The following is a 21,760-nucleotide window of genomic DNA, read 5'->3' as shown; positions in this document are numbered from 1 at the left end:
ATGAGTCTTGAAGATTATGATAGTGAAGCTGTAGATTGGCGCGAGCAAATTCGGCGAAATAAGCGCAAGACATTATTGGTGATGATGTTTTATATTGGAATTTATTTTGTTGTTGGCTGTGTTGCTGATGTTGCTATATTACAAGCGCTTTATTTTCCTCATATTACTCTTGAGCAAAGCGTTCTCGCATTGCTTCGGTTACAAGTTATCCCTTATGGCACCATTCTTATGGTTGGTTTTGCGGTAGTTTCATTAATCATTACTTATGCATTTTATGATCGGATTATGTTATTGGGCACTGATTATCGAGAAATTACCCCAGAAACAGCCAATAATTTACAAGAACAGCAACTCTATAATGTTGTAGAAGAAATGCAGATTGCTGCTGGTTTGGATTACATGCCTCGGGTATTCATTATTGACGCTGATTATATGAACGCTTTTGCAAGTGGTTATAGCGAGAAATCGGCAATGGTAGCAATTACGCGGGGCTTAATGGAAAAGCTAGATAGAGCAGAAGTACAAGCAGTGATGGCCCATGAACTAAGTCATATTCGCCACCTTGATATTAGATTAACTTTAACAGTTGCCATCTTGAGTAATATTCTTTTAATGGCTGTGGATGTTTTATTTTATTCTGTCCTTTTTAGAGGTAATGATGAACGACGTGAAGATAATCGATTGTTTATGGTTATTGTGATTTTGCGTTATCTCGTACCTTTAATTACAGTCTTATTAACATTGTTTTTAAGCCGAACACGCGAATATATGGCCGATGCTGGGTGCGTGGAATTAATGCGTAATAATGAACCTTTGGCCCGAGCTTTACTGAAAATAAGTGTGGATCATAAGCAATATGCAACACGTTATGCAGAAGAGTACGGTAATACACCTCATGAACAAGTAAGGCATGCTTCTTATCTTTTTGACCCTTCAGATGTTGATCCTGTGAAGTCACTTAACACCGCTTTTGCAACACATCCTACAGTGGATCAACGTTTACGAGCCTTGGGGTTTAAGCGCAAACAAGAGAAATAATTTTAGAAACTCAAATTAAGCCTTCACCAAGAGCCAAGCGATCCTCTTGAATGGATGCCTACCATCCTTTACTGGAGCAAATTAATTCATATGCTTTTACTATTTTTTGAGTTTTTTCATTGGCCATTTTAATCATTTCTTGAGGTAATCCCTGAGCAATTAATTTATCAGGATGATTTCGGCTTAATAAACGTCTGTAGGCACGTTTTACTTCTTGTTTGCTTGCGTTAGGCGATATTTCCAGAAGTGCATACGCATAATCCAAATTTGTTTTAGTGGATTGGTAATTATATCTGCTGTATGAAGAGTAGGATTCAGATGAAGATTGTTGTGATTGTTGCTCATCATCTTTGGGTTGCTCATACGAATAACTAGTACCAAAATCTTCATAAAAACGATATTGTTTATGAAGTGGTGCAAAATCCAGTTTGGAAAAAATAATATCCAAAAGTTGAATTTTTTTTGTACTAAGACCATCAGTTAGAGCTGCTCGATACTGAATATCGAGAAATAACTTGAGTAAATCTCGATTATCTTTACAGGATTTTTTTAATTTCTCGAGAATCTCATTTAGATTAAAACCAAGTTGTTTGCCTTCATTAAATAAACGCTTCGCTAAGTTTTTTTGTTCTTTGCTTAAATGCATTTCCTCCATAAATTGACGTGCAATGTCTAGCTCTTTCTCAGTTACACGGCCATCCGCTTTGGCTAAATGCCCCATAATGGAGAATGTCGCTTCAAAAAAAGTCTGTTGGACGACTTTACGTTTTTCACTGTAATAGAACCAATGAGGGTTGGAGTAATATTGGGATAAGCCTCGGTCAAAAAAATTACCTATTAAAAGACCAAAGAGTGTCCCCATAGGCCCGGCAATTAAATAGCCAAAACATGCGCCAATAATTTTCCCCCACCAGGTAGTGATGATAAAGAAGTCCCGAAAAGTCATCTGCAAGGATCCTTTAAAATTATGTCATTTTATCGCTTTATACCATATTTTAAGTATATACTGTCGCTTTTTGGGTTTGGTTTTATATGCGATTTTTTTACTCTTTTTTAATGTATTTGCTTATCCCTTTTATTTTAATACGATTATGGTGGAAAGGGAAAAGTTTACCAGCTTATCGAAAACGCATAGCAGAACGTTTTTTCCTAAGTACTTATGAGTATAAACCGGTTGATGTTTGGGTGCACGCTGTTTCTTTAGGAGAAGTCATTGCTGCTATTCCTTTAATTGATGCCATGCTTGATAAAAACTGGTCTTTATTGGTGACTACGATGACTCCAACGGGTTCAGAACGAGTGCAAGCTCGTTTTGGTAATAAAGTGATGCATCAGTACCTGCCTTATGATCTTCCTGGTGTATTGAAACGCTTTTATCAACGAATTAAACCTCGGGTTGGTGTGATTATGGAGACGGAGTTATGGCCTAATTTAATTTATCAGGCACAAACTGCTCGAATTCCTTTATTGCTTGCTAACGCACGTATATCAGACGATTCTTTACACGGCTATAAAAAAATAAAATGCCTTATTAAACCTATTTTAAATCAATTCTCTGCTATTTTGGCGCAAGGAGAAGAGGATGCACGGCGCTATATGGCTTTGGGCGCTAGAGAAGAAATAGTACATGTTTTGGGAAATATGAAGTTTGATTTACAGACCAATAGAATTGAGAGCCAACGTTTTAGTGATTTAAAAAAACACTGGGGATCTACACGTATTACAGTGATTGCGGCAAGCACTCATGAAAATGAAGAAGCACAGATTTTGTCTCAATTGAAGCGTCTCCAGCAAGCAATTCCAGATGTAATTTTATTAATCGCTCCGCGCCATCCTGAACGTTTTCAAGCCATTTATCAATTATGTATTCAGTCGGGGTTTAAGACAGGGCTACGCTCTGATGTGCAGACACTGAGTCCAGAAAATGAGATTGTTGTGCTCGATAGCCTAGGTGAGCTTTTAGGATTATATCAAATTAGTGATTATGCTTTTGTGGGAGGCAGTCTTGTTCCTGTAGGCGGACATAACGTATTAGAGCCTATTGCAATGAATGTTCCCGTGTTAAGTGGCCATCAAGTTCATAATTTTAAAGCCATTTGTGATGAGTTACAGGCGGCGCACGGTATTATATTAGTGCAGAACGCAAAAGAGGTTATTGATGGAGTTATTAAGTTACATACAGATCCCACACTCCGACAGCAGATGGTTCTCAACGCTACTACTGTTTTCGAAAAGAATAAAGGTTCGGTTGTACGACATTTACAGCAAATTGAAGCAATAATATAGGTAAGCTAACCTTTGGTTTTTTGAAAGATCGTGACCTGCCGCGAAAGTTGAAGATCTAAAATATCTTACCAAACAGTAAGAGGTCGTTTCTGGAACATTTGTTCCATAGATACTCCCCGACGTTTTGCAGCTTGTCCGCTAAATCCAGGGGCACTGCGTTAAAACAGTGGACCCTGAATGAGCCTCAGGGCGTCAGAAATGGAGCCAAGGAGGCAGCTGCTTATAACTGGGCTACTACATTTTTGTGTAGCACAGTGAAAAAAGAAAAATAGATCTCTTTTATGAATGAAAGTATCTTTTAAGAGCCTTGGTTTTGTTTTTCTTTAATTTCTGACAAAGTTTTGCAGTCAATACATAAAGTTGCAGTAGGTCTTGCTTCCAGACGCTTGAGACCAATTTCAATACCACATGCTTCACAATAACCAAAATCTTCATTTCTTAATCGTTCTAATGCATCTTCAATTTTTTTGATGAGTTTGCGTTCGCGATCACGTGTACGCAATTCGATGCTAAATTCTTCTTCTTGGCTTGCTCTGTCTGATGGATCGGGAAAATTGGCTGCTTCGTCTTTCATATGTGTTACAGTACGATCAACTTCTTCCATTAATGATTGACGCCAGGCTAACAATATTTTTTCAATATGTGCTAACTGATTTTCATTCATATATTCTTCCCCAGCAGTTTCCTGATAGGGGGTAATTCCCATGCTACCTATTGCGTCGCTTTTCACGTATTGTCTCTCATTATTTTTATCAATTAATTGTTCGGTCATTTTAGTCTCCCTCCCCAGCGTTTAACCTGGGACTACAGAAAGGAAAGGGTTTAGGTATACCAAAAATCTATTGTATCATCAATAATATTATCGCCAACCCCCACTTACTCTGTCATGACCCTGGATGTCTTGCCAACATCTTATACTTTTATACCCTAATCTATTAAGTATAGCTTGTACTTTACATTTTTGATCAAATCCATGTTCAAGCAAGAGCATACCTTGAGGTACAAGATATTCATAACCGTGCTCAATAATACATTGTAGATCAGCTAAGCCTTCTTGACTACTCACGAGTGCATTTCGTGGTTCAAAACGTAGATCACCTTGTTGCAAATGCGGATCGTTTTCTGCAATATAAGGAGGATTGGCTACAATAGCATGGTATTGGTGTTGCGGAATGTTACTAAACCAGTCTGACTGAAAAAACTTTATATTGTTTATTTTGTGGTTTTGTGCGTTTTCTTTTGCAACTTTCAGTGTATCCTGGTTAATGTCACATGCAACAATTTTCCAGTTTGGTCTTTCTTTTGCCAATGCTAAGGCTATGGCTCCGCTTCCAGTACCTAATTCAAGAATATAAATATTTGGTAAATTGGGGATAAGCTCTAAGGCTAATGCTACAAGTAATTCCGTTTCATGGCGTGGAATTAAAGTATGTTCATTGACTTTTAAATCAAGAGACCAAAATTCACGTTGACCTGTAAGATAGGCAATCGGCATTCCTTGCGCCCTTTGAGCCATTAAATGTTCAAATGCAGCTAATTGTTTCGGTGTAAGCACTACTTCAGGATGAGCAAAGAGGTAGGCCCTGGTTTTATCTAAAACATGGCCTAATAAAATTTCTGCTTCACGATCTGGATTTTGTTTTAGAACTGTATGAATATTAATCATTTCGTCCTAGTTCTGCTAGTAATTCGGCATGATATTCACGTTTTAAGGGCTCAATTACTAAAGAGAGCTTACCTTCCATTACATCATTTAATTGATAAATTGTTAGATTAATTCGATGATCTGTTAAACGACCTTGAGGATAGTTATAGGTACGAATTCTCTCAGAGCGATCACCTGTGCCAACCAGCGATTTACGGGCTTGTGCTTGCTCTTTCTTCTGTTTACTTTGTTCAGCATCCAACAAGCGTGTTTTGAGTAAAGACATTGCTTTAGAACGATTTTTATGTTGGGAGCGCTCATCTTGGCATTCCACAACTACACCAGTAGGTATATGGGTAATACGAATAGCAGAGTCTGTTTTATTGACGTGCTGTCCACCAGCTCCTGATGAGCGATAGGTATCTATACGTAGATCATCTGGGTTAATTTGAATATCATCAATTTCATCAACTTCAGGTAAGATGGCAACAGTACAGGCAGAAGTATGAACACGTCCTTGGGATTCAGTTTCAGGAACACGTTGTACACGGTGAGCCCCAGATTCAAATTTAAGCTGTGAATAAACAGCATTACCACTAATACGCGTGATAATTTCTTTATATCCTCCATGTTCACCATGACTTGCACTAATTAATTCCTGTTGCCAGCCTTGTTCTTCTGCATAACGAATGTACATACGATAAAGATCACCGGCAAAAATCGCAGCCTCGTCTCCTCCAGTTCCTGCTCTGATTTCAAGATAAATATTGCGTTCATCATCTGGATCTTTGGGAATCAAGTGCCATTGTAGTTGCTCATCGAGTTCTTCAACTTGATTTTTGGCACTTGCTAATTCTTCATCCGCCATCGCCGCTAATTCTTTATCCTCTCCGGCAAGTAACTCTTCTAAAGAAGACACATTATTTTTTGCTTCGAGATAAGTTTCATAACAAGTCGCTATAGGTTCTAATTGTGCATATTCTTTTGATAAGGTTTTAAATTGATTTTGATCAGCAATAATTGATGCTTCAGATAATAAGCGTCCCACTTCCTGATAACGTTCCAGCATTTGCTGCAGTTTTAGTTCAAGAGATTTCTTCATAAGATGATTGACGTGTTGTAGTAGTAAAAAGATATTGTGCTAAGGTAAATAAATCTTCTCGGCCATCTTTGGCTATTTGTCTTAAACCAGCGGTGGGATTATGGGTTAGTTTATTCACCAAACGTTCGCTAAACTCATTTAAAACAAGTTGCTGACATTGACCTGCAGACAGTTTTTTCAAGGCACGTTGCAATTCTTTTTGTGCCAGATCATACATTTGGTTGCGATAATCACAAATGACTTTTTTGGCTTTAAGAGAACGGTGTTTGCGAATGTAATTATTCAGTTCTTCTTCAATTAATTGCTCTGCATGTAATGCAGCAAGGCGTCTTTCTTCGATGCCTTTTTCTATCATAGCCTGCAAATCGTCAATATTGTAAAGGTGCACTTGGGCGATTTCTTTGACATTAGCCTCAATATCTCGAGGCACTGCTAAATCTAGAAAGAACATAGGAGCATGATTTCTTTGATTTAATGCTTGCTGAACCAAATCCTTATTAATAAATGGAATGGGGCAAGTCGTTGCAGAAACAATAACATCTGCTTGAGACAGGTGTTGAGCAATATCACTGATAGGGATCGTTTTTCCATGAAACGCTTGAGCAAGTTTCTCCGCATTTTCTTGGGTCCTGCTTGCTACCATAAAATGGTTCACACCTTGTTGATGTAAATATTTTGCTACTAAAGAAGCTGTTTCGCCTGAGCCAATTAAAAAGACATTGAGTGATTCGTAGCCTGTAAAGAGTTGGCCAATAAGTTGAACTGCAGCATAAGCTACTGAAACAGGATTTACACCTATACCACTTCGAGTGCGTACACGCTTTGATGCACTAAAAATATATTCGAAAATCGGGCGCAATTCTGTTTTTATGGTACCCAGATTACATGCATGTTGATAAGCCTGTTTCATTTGCCCAAGAATTTGTGGTTCCCCAATCATCATGGAGTCTAAACCACTAGCAACCCGTAAAGTATGTTTTATTCCTTCATGGCCTTTATATAAATATAAAAAGGGAGATAATGATTCATGTGATAATTGATGTTCTTGTGCAAGCCAGTGGGCAAGAACCTGCGGATCGTGCGCATTACAGTAGATTTCTGTGCGATTACAGGTAGATAAAATAGCAGCTTCATTGACCCCAGGGAGATTGAGTAAGCTATTAAGCAAAGAATCTTGGGCAGCCGGATCCATGGCGACTTTTTCACGCACGTTTATTGGAGCAGTTTTATGATTTAGCCCACAAGCAACAAACACCATAAGATTATGAATTATTGAATTTGAAATTATTGAGTTAATCGGGAATTGTAAACGATTAGTTGTTAAATTTGTAGAGTACTAAGGTCATATTTATTGGAATTGTTACTGAGGAACTTATTTACTCATCCATTATATCTCTTTCTAAACTCTATTGAGGCGGTAAAATTGCTTTGTTGATTCGGTGCATAATTTCTATGTATCTACGTATACATTCTTGTTCTGGGTTCTGTTTCTCGGTGTACTTCACTCCTCTATCGCGTTTAGAAAGAAACTATTAAATTGATGAAAAAATATCTTCTTGTTAAATTAAAGTACATTGTTGTTTTGCCGCTAACAGTAGTAGAGGGTTTTTGTTCAAATGCCCAAGTTGACGAGGGGAATGAATCATGGACATAATCTTACAAGGCGAGCATAGTGGTGAAGAAGCAACACAAAGCCTGGCGCGAGTATTAGAATTATTTAAGGAACGTTATCATATCGCGGGATTTCGTGAAATCCATTTAACAGTAACTTTGCTCGATGAGCAAGGGGATGATGTGGAATTGATTGATAGTGAATCAAATCAGGCATATCGAATTTTTGAAGTTTATCGTCAGGGATATGAGCTTAGTTCAAATAAAGGAAAAAAAGTTCCGGTATTGCAATTAGTTGTAGATAACACACGTACACGATAAAGGAGTGACCTATGCTTTTGGCAATTATCGCCATAATACTTACATTAATACTTGTAGTAGGGATTCATGAAGGTGGACATGCAGTATTAGCTCGTCTTTTTCAAGTAAAAATTAAAAAAATTTCCATAGGATTTGGTAAGCCACTATTACGTTGGCGAGGCAAAAGCGGTTGTGAATGGGTATGGGCTTTTTTTCCTTTGGGGGGATATGTTCAATTAGAGAACACTCGAATTAGTCCTGTAAAGCCAGCAAAATATTCTGGATGTTTTGATAAGAAGCCAATTTGGCAACGTATCCTGATTTTGTTAGCTGGAGCCGTTGCCAATCTCATCACGGCTTGGTTTGCTTTTGTCATCGTATTTTCTATAGGTCTTAGTTATCACTTCCCTGAAATCAAAGGAGTACAACCCAGCAGTACTGCTGCTCAAGCAGGGATGCTTCCAGGGGATAAATTTGTATCCATTGGTGACTATGCTACCCCAACTTGGAGTGATGTGGGCATGCAATTAGTTATTCTTTGGGGGAAAAAAGACATTCCTGTAGTGCTTAATCGGAGTGATGGAACAGAGGCCAATGCAGTGCTTGATTTAAGCCATGTGCAATTTCGTGGAGCAAAATTATCTTTATTGGCGCAACTGGGTATTGAGCCCAATTTATCTGCAGCAAAAAGTGAATTACGTGCCTCATCATTTGTTGATGCAATCCATCAAGCTAATGCCACGATGATGCATATGATTTATTTTTTCCTGATGGTATTAAAACAGTTATTTTCAGGTTTAATCCCTTTTTCCGCGCTACTAGGTCCTATAGGTATTTTTGCTGCTTCGGTGATCTCTCTGACCCAAGGAATAGTGGTTTTTATGTTTTTTATTGCGACTTTAAGCCTTGCCGTTGCGGTGATTAACTTATTTCCTATTCCAGGATTAGATGGTGGTTCTATAGTTTATGCACTAATCGAAAAAATCCGTGGCAAACCCGTATCTGTGGCGATGGAACTTTTATTACATAGATTGGTATTTATTGTATTTTGTGTGGTATTAGTTCATTTATTAATGAATGACTTGCAAAGGCTTTAAGTAAATTTAAAAGAATATGCCATTATTGTTTCTCAATAGCTCGTGCACAACACCAAACATCCACCTGTTTCACTCCGGATTTTTTTAAAGTGCATGCCAGCTCATTTGCTGTATTACCTGTGGTCAGAAGATCATCGATAATGGCTACATGCTGATAAGGAAGTTGTTGGGTTATAAAGGCAGAGCGTAAATTTTTTCTCCTTTGTTTTTCATCTAGACCTGCTTGAGGTTGGGTATTGAGAATTTTTTGACAACTGAATAAATCACAAGGAAGCTGTAATTTTTTAGCTAAAGAACGGGCTAAGACTGCCGCCTGGTTAAATCCACGTCGTTTGATTCGTTGGGGATGCATAGGGACAGGAAGCAAACACTGAGGCATATCTGCTTGACTTGATAATGATTTAAAAATTAAATGGCTTAAAAAAGAAGTCAGATAAAGACCATCATGATATTTGAATTGATGTAAAAGGCTTCGCAGGGGTTCTTCAAAAGTGTAGTTAATGATTGCTCGATCAAAAGAAGGTGGTTTTTTAATACAATGTCCGCAGACAAGAAAATGGGTATCAGGTAAGGGATAAGCACAATGGCGACAACCAGGGCCTAACAAAGGCATGAGCTCAAGGCAGTGCAAACATACCGCCATTTTGTTGTTGTGGGATTGATTACATAAAATACATATTGAGTATATACGTAGACTTTGTGTTAAACTCCATGTTTTTTGATGCACGAGAAGCTGGATTCCTTTAATCTTTCCTGGTCTTATAATGGCTGTTATCTATGAAATTAGCAAGGCATTTAATCAACATGCCACAGAATATGAAGTTGCTGCTAAAGTACAGCAAGAAATTGGGGTTCGTCTATTAGAACGCTTGCATTATTTAAACATGAAACCGCAACGCATTTTGGATTTAGGGTGTGGTCCTGGTTTTTTTTCCCAAGAATTAGCGCGGATGTACCCAAAGGCACAAGTTGTAGGTTTAGATTTAGCCCAAATCATGTTATTTCAGGCGCGAAAAAAACAAAGTTGGCGACGTCGATGGTCTCTAGTCGCAGCAGACATGCAACGTATGCCCTTTGCAGATGGAACGTTTGATTTAATTTTTGCCAATCAAGTGATTCATTGGGGTGATTCTTTAATGCATGTTTTTCGAGAACTAAACCGAGTAATCAATACGAATGGATGTTTGATGTTTACTACATTAGGGCCTGATACATTTCAGGAGTTGAAAGCTGCCTGGTTTGGAGTGAATCATTACGCACACGTTAATGAATTTGTTGACATGCATGATGTAGGTGATTGTTTGATGTCTGAACATTTCTTAGATCCAGTCATCGATATGGAGTTGTTGGCAGTGCATTATGAAAGCTTGCCTAAATTGTTACAGGCTTTAAAGGCTCAAGGAGTCAAAAATATTAATCCTAAAAGGAACCAAGGATTAACCGGAAAAACAGCTTGGCAACTGTTTAAACAAAACTATGCCACAATGCAAACCGGCAACGGAAAATACCCTCTGACTTATGAAGTCGTTTACGGACATGCCTGGAAGGGGGAGCAAAGAAAAACAGAATTCGGAATAGAAACAAGGATTCCTGTATCACAACTATTGAAGCACAAAAGTTAGATCCTTATGTTGCAGTTGGTCTACTTTTGGTTTTCCTAAATAATCTATAGCATCATCCACAAAGTGAAAGAGGGCGTTATATATCCTCTACTGCAGAATGAAGATTAAAGCAGTAGAGGCAATCTTATTTATTCAATTTAGGCATAAGAATATTTTCAATGTTCTCATTTTTTTCATAACGTTCAAGGGGAGGATTTTTTAGCTTCTCTTCTAAGTGTGCCTTAGAATCTTTTGTAGTTCTTGATTTTATAATTTTAGCTAATAAAGGGTAATTCCCATTTTCGTCATCCTGAATATGTCCAGAAAGCCATTCTGGTGATCGAGCATCGTCTGCTCCCATATCAACAAGTTGATCCCAGCAATTAAAAGGATGCGTGGTTGTTGAATTTTCATGACCTAAAAGTTTAAAAATATTATCACAAATATCTTTAATCGCCATATTATCAAGAAAAGTCGGATCTTGCTCTTGCTTTAATATAATTAAACACCATTGGATAGCGTGAGTGAATTCACCATGGGGTTTACCCCTGAGGCTACTGTCTTTAAGCATAAATCCTGAAGCGGTTAAAAACATAAAATCTTCTTTTTTCAATCCCTTCTCACCTATTGTTTGGACCATCCCTTCTCTAAATCCGGCGTTGGTTAATAATTCCTGCAGCAGTGTTCGCAATTGCTTCGTTGCTTTTTTTTCTCCTGCTGTTAATTTACTGTTTTCTAACTTTGTTGCGAGTAGATTATTTAAACGAGTAAGTTGATTTTCTACAGCGTCAATATCCATGAAAAATTTTTCTATTTTTACACAATTTTTTATAAATGGTTCATTATTTAATAAGTCTCCTTTAAGTGATTTTTTCAACTCCTCTTCAATAGGGTCGGTTTTTTTTTGCGGGTTAGATGGATCGTTTTTAAAGAACATAGGAGCTCCTTTATATGCTAATTGAGCAATTAATGTACAATTAAGTATAGTAGTTTTTACAGAGAAAAGAGGGTAAAAGGTGTCAATTTTCCTATTTAACACCGGATGACGATAATAAATTTAAAGAGGCTAAAATCGATTACTACGCTCTTGTAATTCTTTAGTTAAATCAATTAATAAGAGCGCTTTTTGACCAAATAGTTGTAATGCATCAAGAGCAATTTGATAGTGCTTGCTGATTTCCCTCTCCAATTTATCTTTGGTATATAAAGTAGCAAAAGTAGTTTTTTGGTTCGCCAAATCAGAGGAGCGTCCTTTACCCAAAAATTCGGCTGGAGCATGATAATCTAAATAATCATCTTGCATTTGAAAGACAAGACCAATGTGATTCGCATAAGTTCGCAAAGCGGATTGATACGCTTCAGATGTTAGCTGGACTCTCAAAACCATTTCGATACACGCAAGGATAAGCCGTCCTGTTTTAAGATGGTGGATTTCTTTGAGTCGCTCGTCATCAATAGAAGATTGTGCTAATTCAGATAAATCCAGGCTTTGTCCGCTTACCATTCCACTAATGCCGATTGCTTGAACGAGTTCACGAGTTATGGATATGACGCATTCAGGTTGCACCAAGTGGGGAAGATAAGTTAAAAGCACATCAATAGCTAATGCTTGCATGCCATCACCTGCCAAAATCGCAGTCGCTTCATCAAATGCCTTATGACAACTTGGTCTTCCTCGGCGTAAATCATCATTATCCATTGCTGGAAGGTCATCATGGATTAAAGAGTAACAATGGGTTAATTCTACTGAAGCAGCAATAGCATCCAGAACATTTAGATCCAGATCAAGTAAGCTTCCAGTAAGATAGACCAAAATAGGTCTGATTCTTTTTCCACCTGGGAAAAGAGAGTAGTCTATTGCAGAACGTATGATCCCTGCAGGAACAGATGAATGAGCAATGACCTGCTTCAGAAATGTTTCATGTCGATTTATATAATTGCTAATCACTTAATTGTTCGTCCGAGCTTGGTTCAGCGGTAGTTAATATTTCTATTTTTTGTTCAGCTTTTAGCAATGCATCTTGACAATGTCGTGCCAGGCCTATTCCTTTTTCAAATTGCTTGAGGGAATCTTCTAAGGAGAGTTCACCTTTTTCTAATTGCCTGACAATTTCTTCCAGTTCCGTGATTGATTGTTCAAAATGGAAGCCTTTGCTCATAGAATTTGTCCTGAGTGTGCAAAATGTAATGATTATACTGGGTTACTCTAAGGATTCAACCTAAAAATTCAGTTGCTCTTAAAAGCAAGGGTGCTTTAAAATCTCGAGCCCTTTCCCCCTATTGCCTGGCGCGAAGGACAAAAAAGAAAGGATGTTTTTTGGGAGAGTAAATCGTGTATAGTATTTGCTACCCAAGCTAACGGAATCAAGATGAAAGCAAAAACCCAATTTGTATGCAATCAATGTGCTGCACTTTTTAAACAATGGGCTGGGCAATGTACACACTGCGGGGCATGGAATTCGATTGCAGAAGAGGGAGTCATACCTGCTGCGGGCCGTAATACTCACAGAGGTTCTTGGGTCAATCAGCGTTCAGTAATCACTGCTGTTGAAGATGTGGTTATGGATAAAGAAGTGCGTATGGATTGTGGTTTATCCGAGTTAAACCGAGTACTCGGCGGTGGTTTGGTTTATGGTTCCGTAGTTCTTATTGGTGGTGATCCTGGCATAGGCAAATCTACTTTATTATTACAAACACTTGCCAATCTTTCTCTTCAAGAAACTGTTCTTTATGTAACAGGCGAAGAATCCTTACAACAGGTTGCTATGCGAGCCAAACGTTTAGGATTACCCTTAGCGGGACTAAGACTTCTAGCAGAGACACAAGTTGAATCAATTATTGTACAAGCACAAAAGGAAAAGCCCAAAATTATCGTCATTGATTCTGTGCAGACTATTTTTACGGAAACGATAAGTTCTGCTCCCGGTGGTGTTAGTCAAGTCAGAGAATCGGCAGCACAGTTAGTGCGTTTCGCCAAAATGACGCAAACAGCTGTATTTTTAGTAGGTCATGTAACCAAAGAGGGTGCTTTGGCAGGACCGAGAGTTTTGGAACATATGGTTGATAGTGTCTTATATTTTGAAGGACAAAATGACAGTCGTTTTCGAGTCATTCGCACTATTAAAAACCGGTTTGGTGCCGTGAATGAATTGGGTGTATTTGCGATGACGGATAAAGGTTTAAAGGAAGTGGCTAATCCTTCAGCAATTTTTTTATCGCGTCAACCAGAACCTACTTCAGGGAGTGCGGTAATGGTTACCTGGGAAGGATCTCGACCTATGTTGGTTGAAGTACAAGCACTGGTTGATGAAGCACATGGGCAGCAATCCAAGCGCGTTACGGTTGGTCTTGAGTCTAATCGTTTGGCAATATTACTTGCTGTTTTACATCGGCATGGCGGAATTGCCACTTATGATCAGGATATATTTATTAATGTTGTAGGTGGCGTCAAGGTTACAGAAACAGGATCAGATTTGGCTTTATTAGCGGCAGTGGTTTCCAGTTTGCGTAATCGCGTATTTGATCGCGAAACCATTATTTTTGGTGAAGTGGGGTTAGCGGGGGAAATCAGACCTGTACAAAGTGGGCAGGAGCGTCTGAAAGAGGCAGCAAAACACGGTTTTAAACGCGCGATAATTCCTTTTGCTAATGCACCTAAGCAGAACAACTCTTCTATGACAATAGAACCTGTTAAATACCTGCATGAAGTTTTAGAAAAAATGTAGGATCTGTTCATCATTTAGAGACTTAGTAGTCACAAATGCAAAAGAAGAGAAGAAGTCTATTATACTAAAAGAAGAGTATGCACTTCCTGGAGACTGATATATGGACATAACTCCTTTTTTTAAATTAATGGTGGATAAAAGTGCTTCAGACCTGTTTTTTAGTGTGGGAGCGCCACCTAATATTAAAATTGAAGGAATTATTTTGCCCATTGGCCATGTCCCGCTTAAAGCACAGCAAATGGCTGAAATTGCCTTGTCACTGATGAATGATGATCAGCGTAAGGAATTTGAAGCAACAATGGAATTGAATATGGGACTTTCCATTCCTGCAGTAGGGCGTTTCAGGATTAACTTATTTCGCCAACGTGGTGATATCTCTATGGTTGTGCGTTATATTAAAAATAAAATTCCTTCAATAGAACAATTAAATTTACCACCTATTTTAACGTCTATAGTCATGGAATTGCGTGGTTTAGTCTTAGTTGTCGGTGCAACTGGTTCGGGAAAATCAACAACTTTAGCGGCAATGATTGATTATCGTAATCAGAATCAAAGTGGCCATATTTTAACAATCGAAGATCCCATAGAGTTTCTCCACGAACATAAAAAATCCATAGTAGATCAGCGTGAAGTGGGCATAGATACGATGAGTTACGATAATGCTTTAGTCAATGCAATGCGAGAAGCTCCGGATGTGATTTTAATTGGTGAAATTCGCGAGCGCAATGCAATGAAACAAGCAATTGCTTACGCAGAAACGGGACATTTATGTATTTCCACTTTGCATGCGAATAATGCAAATCAAGCTATGGATAGGATTATTAATTTTTTTCCTGAAGATGCAAGAAAGCAAGTACTTTTGGACTTATCGCTGAATTTAAGAGCTATTATTTCCATGCGTCTTATTCCTGGAGTCAACCAACAACGAATGGTTGCTGTAGAGATTTTATTAAACACACCCTATGTTTCTGATTTAATTGAAAAAGGAAAAATTGATGAGATTAAGGAAGTTATGGAGCGTAGCACCGAGCAAGGAATGCAGACTTTTGATCAGGCTTTATTAAAACTTTATAAAAATGGGTTGATTTCACAGGAAAATGCAATTAAATATGCTGATTCCAAAAATAATGTAGGATTACAAATTCGTTTGAATAGTGGTGGGAGTTTTGATGCACCAGCGGGTGATTTAACAATAGAATCGGATGAATGTTGATCTATATTAAACTGTGTGGTAAAATTTAGTACAATTTTTTATCCTGTGTATCGTGTTTTCATGGCTGGCAATTTTCGTGTTGAAGATATTACTCCCGGGCCTGTTTCAAATTCATCGGGACATGAAGCATATCTTCGCGCTGTATATACCCCCCCAGATTTGCAAACCCCTCCTTATAGAATCATTTATAAAAAAAACAAGCATGGTCGCGCTGATTTTTCACGTTTAGAAGTCACATTTAGCCAATTAGCACGTTTATTTTTATTGCCGAATTTAACGCCCACTCATCATTTGGTCATTGATCAAAATAAGAATGTCATTGGTTTGGCTGTCCAGCATCTTGCCTATGTTATTGCCAATAAAGAAGGACTAAATACCCCTTTTTATGAATTAACTGATCCACAACAGCTTGGTTGTGCTCATAGTGCATTGAAAGTGGATGATCCAACAAAGATACCTATTTATTTTTTGAATAATCTACCTCAAGGTTTTTATGCGAATTTGGTGGAGGCTGAAGCAAACGGTATTTTAACGATTGATTATGAGTCTTTAGCCAGTATTCTTTCTACTTCATATACCCTTGAGGAAGATGATTTACATAAAGGAAATTTTGGTTTTTACTTGGTAGAAAAAGATGGCAAACCCCACGCTGTATTTTTTAAAATCGATCATGATCTCATGTTCGTGGACAGTATTATGGGTTTTCAGACTCGTAGACCTTTTCATTTAACTCATGGTGCTCATGCGTTTGACATTACTGTAGATGATTTGATGTCTCTTGCCTGTTTAAAAAATTCATGTAACTCCTACTGGCCTACTAAATTTGGTTATATTGCGAATCCCTTTGATAATAAGGAATATCGTAATTATGCAGATATTGATGCTTTTGCCCGCCTAAGCAATAATGCTGCATTTATCAAAGCGAAATGGAAATCTTTTTATAAGCATATTTTAATTCCTACTCAATTAATTGAGCGTACATTAAAAGAATGTAGCGATATGAAAAAGGCCTCTGATCGTGCTCACGTTGCCTTGGTAGCTCAAACTTTGACTGCAAGACTGGCTCGTTTGCGTGCGGTATTGTTCTCCATTAAAGAATTTCGTGATTATGTTTCTCAATTGAATGAACAAGAAACAAAGGCGTTACTCAAAGAAATTATTCCACCACATAGTTGTAATGAGGCCCTCATGCAACAGGTCCAGGAATCATTTGTTCGCTACAAACAACTGTGTCATGGACAATTGGGATTTGAAAACGGAGATACGCCATTACACACTGCCATTAAAATGGGTGAATATCGCTATGAAGAAACAATCAGTATGTTTGGCCAATTTATTAATGTAAAAAATAAAGAAGGCAAAACCCCTTTGGATGTTGCTTTAGAGCGTGTTCATACGTTTCGCGGTGATCAGAATGTGGGTAAAAATGCTTATTTTATAATGAAGCATTTATTAAACAATGGTGCTCGTAAAACAAATATTTATAAACTTTCTGATATTGATTCGGCAGTTAAAGCCTATCGTTATTCCAATCCTTATATGCAAGAGATTAGAGCCAGTATGTCTTATGGTGAATTTAAACGGATTTTAAGAAATATCGGTGAAGATCATCGTTTTTGTTTAAAATTTCAAAAGAATTTGGCAGTTCAGTGCATTAAACGATTTATAGAAGTCAATAAGCAACATCCGAATTTTGAGAACCGGCTGTTGCAATTAAGAGACGACATCAATGGCTATTCATCGGACGAGGAATCAGCAGGTGTCAAATACATTCGCCAATTACGTAGTAAGCTATGGATTATTCGTCAATTACGTGGCTTATACGGCTGGACTTCAACCCAATGGGAAATTAATTCAACCATTAACCAGGCTTTGGAACAGCACAAAGCCAAAGAGCCCAGTTGTTTCTCATTTTTCGCGAGCCCCCAGCAAACAACGGATCATGTTCACAAAGACTTAGCATTGGATAACCGTTCTTGTTTGGTAATGGGGTAATGACGCTACTTTAGTGTATGTTCGATATTCAAAGAAATCAGATCGAGCAAATGTTCAGTTTACATCCCGATCTTTTTTTTGAAACTCTCAATTTATGAAGGTGATGGGATGGGTCTTCGTTTTATAATGATTGGTCAATTTATGCTACAATTATAGTCACATGAAGACTAAAAAGATAAAGTAGAAACACGATTTGATTCTTTGGGTTGTATGCACGGTGCATCATGACTCCAAACACGTAAGGGATCGTTAAGCAAATTTGAAGTATTATGAGAATATATAAATGCATCAATTGAGTCATTAGCTCTGGGGTTAATGAATTAAGATGATTGAAAATTTGGAGATAGTAATGGTTGATGAAGCAATAACTAGTGACAAAATAACCGTAGATGACCCTCTTAAATCAGATATTGCTACACTTTTTGATTCCCGAAAGAACGTTGGGGTTAAAACAATACAAGATATTCACTTAAAGGGAGAGGTGAATACAGACGATGCATTTGCCAAGTTTAATGAACTCTTAAATAAGTCAGAATTAAGCAAGCAAGGTATACTTGATGCCCTAAATGAAATGAACAATCTAGATGGAGGCATGCTGTGGCATACGAGCAGATCGGGATTGACATCTCCCGCAAAGCCTACAAAAGAAGTTATAGAATCAATGGCAAGCCATTTATTTGCTAGGATTCAATACAATCGTATTTTAGCATTGACAGTGGATCCCGATGATAACTATTTAAAAGAACAGCTGGAAGCTAGGAAAACAGAAGTCCTTGAAATATTAAGGAATAAAAATACTGCCGAGGAGATCACTACTCTGTTTGAGGCAGTAAAGGATCAAGACAAAGACAAAGAAAATATTCAAGAGGCAATGAAGGATCTGGGTTTGGAGCATGGTAATGATGCTAAGGTTAAAGAACTTTTTGCTGAGATTCAATACAACCGTATTTATAAATTGGCAGTAGCTGATAGTAAACTAAAAGCGCAGCTGGATGACAGCGTAAATGAGGTAATAGAACAATTAGAAGGTCTAACAGAAGTTGGTGAGGTTACTGATTTGTTCAATGACGTGCAGGATCCAAACAAGTCTAAAGCCGAGATAAAAACGGCAATGCAGGAGCTAGGGTTAGACGATGAGGATGCCAAGGTTAAAGCACTATTTGCCGAGAACCAATATAACCGAATTCTTGAAGCTGTAAAAACAACTAACCCAATACTTTATGCGCAACTAAAGGATGAACGCGAAGCTGTTATCACGGCCCTTGCTACTCCTGATGATGTAGATACAGTAGATAAAGTAACTGCATTACTAGATGCGGTTAAGAAGCCGGATACAGATAAACCAGGCATTAAAACTGCGATGGAAAAGCTGGGCCTAAAACATGATGATCCAGCAAAACTTAACGAACTATTTGCCGAGAATCAATATTTTCGTATTCTTGGGGAAGTCCAAGCCAATAACCCTAAACTTCATGAGCAATTACAAGAGAAGCCAGAGGATGTCAAGAAAGCATTGGCTGGGGCAGTGGATTTAGCTGCTGTAAAACTACTAGTAGATGCAGTTCAGAAAAAAGATAAAGATAAAGCAAGCATTCAAAAGGCAATGGAGGCTTTGGGCTTACAACATAATGAAAATACTAAGGTTAAAGAACTATTCGCCGAGAACCAATATGCACGTATTCTTGAAGAGGCTCTTGCCAACAGTCCCACACTCCATAAGCACTTAGAGAATAAAAAAACAGATGTTATTGTCGCGCTGTCTAATGCAAATATAGAGGATTTAGCTGGGGTAAATAAATTAGTAGAAGCAGTTAAGAATCCAGCTATAGATAAACCAGGTATTAAAACGGCGATGAAGGAGCTGGGTTTAGGCGAGGATGACGAAATAGCGAATGAGCTTTTTGCTGAGGCTCAACATGCACGTATTTTAGAATTGGCAAAAGATGATGTCGAATTAAAAAATCAGCTTACGAATAAAAAAACTGATGTTTTAAATAAATTAAAGGAGATGACAAAAGTCGAGGATATTACGGCCTTGCTTAACAAATTAAAGGATCCTGCAACTACTAAGACACAGACTTTAGAGAGGATGGAGGAGTTAGGTTTAGGCAATGATGAAGAAGATGCTAAAAAACTATTTGCCGAGAACCAATATAAACTTCTTCTTGAAAATGTCCAAGAGAGTAATCCAAAACTTTATGCGGAATTAAAAGCAAAACCTGAGGATGTGATTAGAGCACTGGTTCGTGCAGATAAAGAGGATTCCGCTGGGGTAAAACTCCTGGTGGATGCGGCTACGAAAACAGATTCAGATAGATTAACGATTAGAAGTGCTATTGGAGCTCTGGGTTTAGATCCTAATAAAGACAAGCAAATATTTGCCGAAAATCAATACAGTCGTATTCTTGAAATGGTCAAAGACAGTAACCCAAAACTACATGCACAATTAAAAAATAAACGTGATGATGTAATTCAGGCTCTGGTTGATGCAGATGTAGCGGATTTAGCTGGAGTAAATCAACTAATAGAGGCAGTCAAGGATCCCGCTAAAGATAAAGATGATGTTGAAGAGGCGATGGAGGAGCTGGGATTAGGTAATGATGAGGCTAAGGTTAAAGAGCTTTTTGGAGAAAATCAATACAATAAGTTAGCGACACAAATGGAAGCGCATAAAGATACAAATCCGAAGCTCTACGATTATTATAAAGATCCAGTTAAAAGAGTGGAGCTTATTAAAGAATTAGGAGGCAAAGACAGTTTAGAATCTGATACTTTAGACAAGATCGTTCAGATTCTTTTAAGCGAGCCTGGGAAACGTATCGAACAACAGAAAGAATTTAGCAAATCCATTGAAAAACATGCCCAAAAATTAAAACCAATTGATGCGCTTGATGAGGTTATTCATTTACATAACCCTGCATTCCAGGCAAAAGCACGAAAAGATCCTGAAGGAATGAAAAAGAAATATGAGAGTTCATCTCAGGAATGTGCAGTGATGATCAGCCGATTAGAAATGCAATTGAAAGAATTGGAGGCAGTGAAAGAAGCTCTGCAAAATAAAAAATTAAAGCCGGAGGATTTAGGAAGCACTCCTTTTTTCGGAAATAGTCCGGCGATGGATGTGTTAAATGGCATAACGGAAAAGCGCCTTAAAGATCAGTTGGATTTTTACAAGCAAGTACAAGATAAAATAGATAATCATATCTTAATAGCAATTGACGAAGCTGTTAAAGGGTCGAAAAAATATATTTATGATCCAAATTCAGTATCTAGCCGCAATGTTTCACGGGAAGATCTAAAACAACATAGAGTGGGATTTGACAGAAAACCGGGAACAAATAATGTCAACGTAACTACTCCTCCTGATGCAACTTCATCGATAATGGACTTCATATTAGAGGACGAAAAACCGACCAAGGATCAGGTCCGTTGTTTTGATGTGGCTTTTACGCATGAGAAAGATACTGGTGAGAAGGTGGGAACAGCCGCACGCTTTACCTACGATCCTAATCCTCCTGGTGTTAGTGGATCATCAATGCTAATAGGGAAAGAGGTTAGTAAGTCGACCCCAAGTAAATTTGAAATTTTGCAATTTCCTAGGGATCCAGATAATAAATTAACACCTGACGAGCTTCGAAAAGCCCAAATAGAATTTTCTATGACTATGGCGGTACAGATTCTTGCGACGCTTGATAAGCCTCCCACTAAAGACAAGCCTCTTTGTATTAACGGTTTTAGTGGCAAACAAGATGAGGTTGCGTATTTATGGACAGCATTAGCTATTCTTGGCGAAAAGAATCCTAAAATGCAATTCTCTCCTGATGCCCTAGTTGTGAGAGGGAATTCCGGATTTAATCCAAACGCGCAAAGGGGGCGTCTCTACGGATTTGCGAATACCTCCATTAAAGCAACGGTATTTGATGCCCATAGCGCATTGATAGATAATAAGAGACAAGACTTAGCTAAATTGACTACAAAACGGTTTGATACTAAACCTATAAATAAAGTAGAAGAGGGCACTGAGGAGGCGACAAAGGAATATAAGGATAAATTGAAGACAGGTAAAGTTAAAACAGAAATTGAAAATGCGGAACAAAAAGTTGAGGAAGATAAATCATTAAAAATATGACTAAGATAATTATCTTAT

Annotated in this window: 18 protein-coding genes; 9 read left to right on the top strand and 9 right to left on the bottom strand. The window is 38.0% G+C overall.

Translation table 11 applies throughout. The features are described 5' to 3' along the window. Positions 1-1,038: a zinc metalloprotease HtpX gene (gene htpX, locus Lsan_RS08470; protein ID WP_058513988.1), complete on the top strand. Its 1,038-nt coding sequence runs from the start codon at positions 1-3 to the stop codon at positions 1,036-1,038. Positions 1,039-1,096: 58 nt separating this feature from the next. Here the strand turns inward: htpX and djlA are convergent, their stop codons facing one another. After that, positions 1,097-1,984 carry a co-chaperone DjlA gene (djlA, locus tag Lsan_RS08465; RefSeq protein ID WP_058513987.1) on the bottom strand — a complete coding sequence of 296 codons (888 nt, stop codon included), beginning with the start codon at positions 1,982-1,984 and terminating at the stop codon, positions 1,097-1,099. 86 nt (positions 1,985-2,070) lie between these two features. On the opposite strand from djlA, the gene waaA reads away from it, so the two are divergent. Then, positions 2,071-3,324: a lipid IV(A) 3-deoxy-D-manno-octulosonic acid transferase gene (waaA, locus tag Lsan_RS08460; RefSeq protein WP_058513986.1), complete on the top strand. Its 1,254-nt coding sequence runs from the start codon at positions 2,071-2,073 to the stop codon at positions 3,322-3,324. Positions 3,325-3,622: 298 nt separating this feature from the next. On the opposite strand, the gene dksA is transcribed toward waaA, so the two are convergent. The 4 genes from dksA to hemA form a co-directional block, all read right to left on the bottom strand. Continuing rightward, entirely contained in the window at positions 3,623-4,096 is a 474-nt protein-coding gene (gene dksA, locus Lsan_RS08455) for an RNA polymerase-binding protein DksA (protein WP_058513985.1), read from the bottom strand. A gap of 87 nt (positions 4,097-4,183) precedes the next feature. Continuing rightward, positions 4,184-4,990 carry a peptide chain release factor N(5)-glutamine methyltransferase gene (gene prmC, locus Lsan_RS08450; protein WP_058513984.1) on the bottom strand — a complete coding sequence of 269 codons (807 nt, stop codon included), beginning with the start codon at positions 4,988-4,990 and terminating at the stop codon, positions 4,184-4,186. After that, complete coding sequence (gene prfA / locus Lsan_RS08445) at positions 4,983-6,071, bottom strand: peptide chain release factor 1 (protein WP_058513983.1); 1,089 nt, start codon at positions 6,069-6,071, stop codon at positions 4,983-4,985. The genes prmC and prfA overlap by 8 nt, the downstream gene beginning before the upstream one ends. Then, positions 6,055-7,329, bottom strand: coding sequence for a glutamyl-tRNA reductase (hemA, locus tag Lsan_RS08440; RefSeq protein ID WP_058513982.1), 1,275 nt, complete (start codon positions 7,327-7,329; stop codon positions 6,055-6,057). Before hemA ends, prfA begins: the two co-directional genes overlap by 17 nt. Positions 7,330-7,715: 386 nt before the next feature. Here hemA and Lsan_RS08435 point away from each other — a divergent pair, with 386 nt between their 5' ends. Together Lsan_RS08435 and Lsan_RS08430 are read left to right on the top strand one after the other, a co-directional pair. Further along, positions 7,716-8,003, top strand: a complete 288-nt coding sequence (locus tag Lsan_RS08435) for a hypothetical protein (protein WP_058513981.1) — start codon at positions 7,716-7,718, stop codon at positions 8,001-8,003. 11 nt (positions 8,004-8,014) lie between these two features. Then, positions 8,015-9,079: a M50 family metallopeptidase gene (locus Lsan_RS08430; protein WP_058513980.1), complete on the top strand. Its 1,065-nt coding sequence runs from the start codon at positions 8,015-8,017 to the stop codon at positions 9,077-9,079. A gap of 22 nt (positions 9,080-9,101) precedes the next feature. On the opposite strand, the gene Lsan_RS08425 is transcribed toward Lsan_RS08430, so the two are convergent. Next, complete coding sequence (locus Lsan_RS08425) at positions 9,102-9,806, bottom strand: ComF family protein (RefSeq protein ID WP_420324289.1); 705 nt, start codon at positions 9,804-9,806, stop codon at positions 9,102-9,104. A 37-nt stretch (positions 9,807-9,843) separates the two neighbouring features. Here Lsan_RS08425 and bioC point away from each other — a divergent pair, with 37 nt between their 5' ends. Further along, complete coding sequence (gene bioC / locus Lsan_RS08420; RefSeq protein WP_058513978.1) at positions 9,844-10,701, top strand: malonyl-ACP O-methyltransferase BioC; 858 nt, start codon at positions 9,844-9,846, stop codon at positions 10,699-10,701. 124 nt (positions 10,702-10,825) lie between these two features. Here the strand turns inward: bioC and Lsan_RS08415 are convergent, their stop codons facing one another. The 3 genes from Lsan_RS08415 to Lsan_RS08405 all read right to left on the bottom strand — a co-directional run bounded on the left by Lsan_RS08415 (position 10,826) and on the right by Lsan_RS08405 (position 12,839). After that, positions 10,826-11,617 carry a LirA/MavJ family T4SS effector gene (locus Lsan_RS08415; RefSeq protein ID WP_058513977.1) on the bottom strand — a complete coding sequence of 264 codons (792 nt, stop codon included), beginning with the start codon at positions 11,615-11,617 and terminating at the stop codon, positions 10,826-10,828. Between the two features lie 129 nt (positions 11,618-11,746). Beyond that, the gene (locus Lsan_RS08410) at positions 11,747-12,628 is read right to left on the bottom strand and encodes a polyprenyl synthetase family protein (protein ID WP_058513976.1); all 882 of its coding nucleotides are present in this window, start codon (positions 12,626-12,628) and stop codon (positions 11,747-11,749) included. Next, the gene (locus Lsan_RS08405) at positions 12,621-12,839 is read right to left on the bottom strand and encodes an exodeoxyribonuclease VII small subunit (protein ID WP_058513975.1); all 219 of its coding nucleotides are present in this window, start codon (positions 12,837-12,839) and stop codon (positions 12,621-12,623) included. The genes Lsan_RS08410 and Lsan_RS08405 overlap by 8 nt, the downstream gene beginning before the upstream one ends. A gap of 210 nt (positions 12,840-13,049) precedes the next feature. Between Lsan_RS08405 and radA the strand changes: the two genes are divergently transcribed. The 4 genes from radA to Lsan_RS08385 all read left to right on the top strand — a co-directional run bounded on the left by radA (position 13,050) and on the right by Lsan_RS08385 (position 21,742). Beyond that, entirely contained in the window at positions 13,050-14,405 is a 1,356-nt protein-coding gene (gene radA / locus Lsan_RS08400) for a DNA repair protein RadA (RefSeq protein WP_058513974.1), read from the top strand. A 100-nt stretch (positions 14,406-14,505) separates the two neighbouring features. After that, on the top strand, positions 14,506-15,618 hold the full coding sequence (locus tag Lsan_RS08395) for a PilT/PilU family type 4a pilus ATPase (RefSeq protein ID WP_058513973.1): 1,113 nt from the start codon (positions 14,506-14,508) through the stop codon (positions 15,616-15,618). A gap of 60 nt (positions 15,619-15,678) precedes the next feature. Beyond that, positions 15,679-17,613, top strand: a complete 1,935-nt coding sequence (gene ankK, locus Lsan_RS08390; protein WP_058513972.1) for a Dot/Icm T4SS effector AnkK/LegA5 — start codon at positions 15,679-15,681, stop codon at positions 17,611-17,613. 325 nt (positions 17,614-17,938) lie between these two features. Further along, complete coding sequence (locus Lsan_RS08385; RefSeq protein ID WP_058513971.1) at positions 17,939-21,742, top strand: hypothetical protein; 3,804 nt, start codon at positions 17,939-17,941, stop codon at positions 21,740-21,742. The last annotated feature ends 18 nt before the right edge of the window (positions 21,743-21,760 follow it).

It is taken from the genome of Legionella santicrucis (assembly GCF_001468135.1).
GTDB lineage: Bacteria > Pseudomonadota > Gammaproteobacteria > Legionellales > Legionellaceae > Legionella > Legionella santicrucis.
This window is presented reverse-complemented; position numbering and strand designations above follow the sequence as displayed.

What these genes read in the sequence shown, in the direction of transcription:
- Lsan_RS08405 (WP_058513975.1), bottom strand. Translation starts at nt 12,839, where the DNA reads ATGAGCAAAGGCTTCCATTTTGAACAATCAATCACGGAACTGGAAGAA.
- djlA (WP_058513987.1), bottom strand. Translation starts at nt 1,984, where the DNA reads ATGACTTTTCGGGACTTCTTTATCATCACTACCTGGTGGGGGAAAATT.
- Lsan_RS08430 (WP_058513980.1), top strand. Translation starts at nt 8,015, where the DNA reads ATGCTTTTGGCAATTATCGCCATAATACTTACATTAATACTTGTAGTA.
- Lsan_RS08435 (WP_058513981.1), top strand. Translation starts at nt 7,716, where the DNA reads ATGGACATAATCTTACAAGGCGAGCATAGTGGTGAAGAAGCAACACAA.
- hemA (WP_058513982.1), bottom strand. Translation starts at nt 7,329, where the DNA reads ATGGTGTTTGTTGCTTGTGGGCTAAATCATAAAACTGCTCCAATAAAC.
- radA (WP_058513974.1), top strand. Translation starts at nt 13,050, where the DNA reads ATGAAAGCAAAAACCCAATTTGTATGCAATCAATGTGCTGCACTTTTT.
- dksA (WP_058513985.1), bottom strand. Translation starts at nt 4,096, where the DNA reads ATGACCGAACAATTAATTGATAAAAATAATGAGAGACAATACGTGAAA.
- prfA (WP_058513983.1), bottom strand. Translation starts at nt 6,071, where the DNA reads ATGAAGAAATCTCTTGAACTAAAACTGCAGCAAATGCTGGAACGTTAT.
- bioC (WP_058513978.1), top strand. Translation starts at nt 9,844, where the DNA reads ATGGCTGTTATCTATGAAATTAGCAAGGCATTTAATCAACATGCCACA.
- Lsan_RS08395 (WP_058513973.1), top strand. Translation starts at nt 14,506, where the DNA reads ATGGACATAACTCCTTTTTTTAAATTAATGGTGGATAAAAGTGCTTCA.
- waaA (WP_058513986.1), top strand. Translation starts at nt 2,071, where the DNA reads ATGCGATTTTTTTACTCTTTTTTAATGTATTTGCTTATCCCTTTTATT.
- Lsan_RS08385 (WP_058513971.1), top strand. Translation starts at nt 17,939, where the DNA reads ATGATTGAAAATTTGGAGATAGTAATGGTTGATGAAGCAATAACTAGT.
- prmC (WP_058513984.1), bottom strand. Translation starts at nt 4,990, where the DNA reads ATGATTAATATTCATACAGTTCTAAAACAAAATCCAGATCGTGAAGCA.
- ankK (WP_058513972.1), top strand. Translation starts at nt 15,679, where the DNA reads ATGGCTGGCAATTTTCGTGTTGAAGATATTACTCCCGGGCCTGTTTCA.
- htpX (WP_058513988.1), top strand. Translation starts at nt 1, where the DNA reads ATGAGTCTTGAAGATTATGATAGTGAAGCTGTAGATTGGCGCGAGCAA.
- Lsan_RS08415 (WP_058513977.1), bottom strand. Translation starts at nt 11,617, where the DNA reads ATGTTCTTTAAAAACGATCCATCTAACCCGCAAAAAAAAACCGACCCT.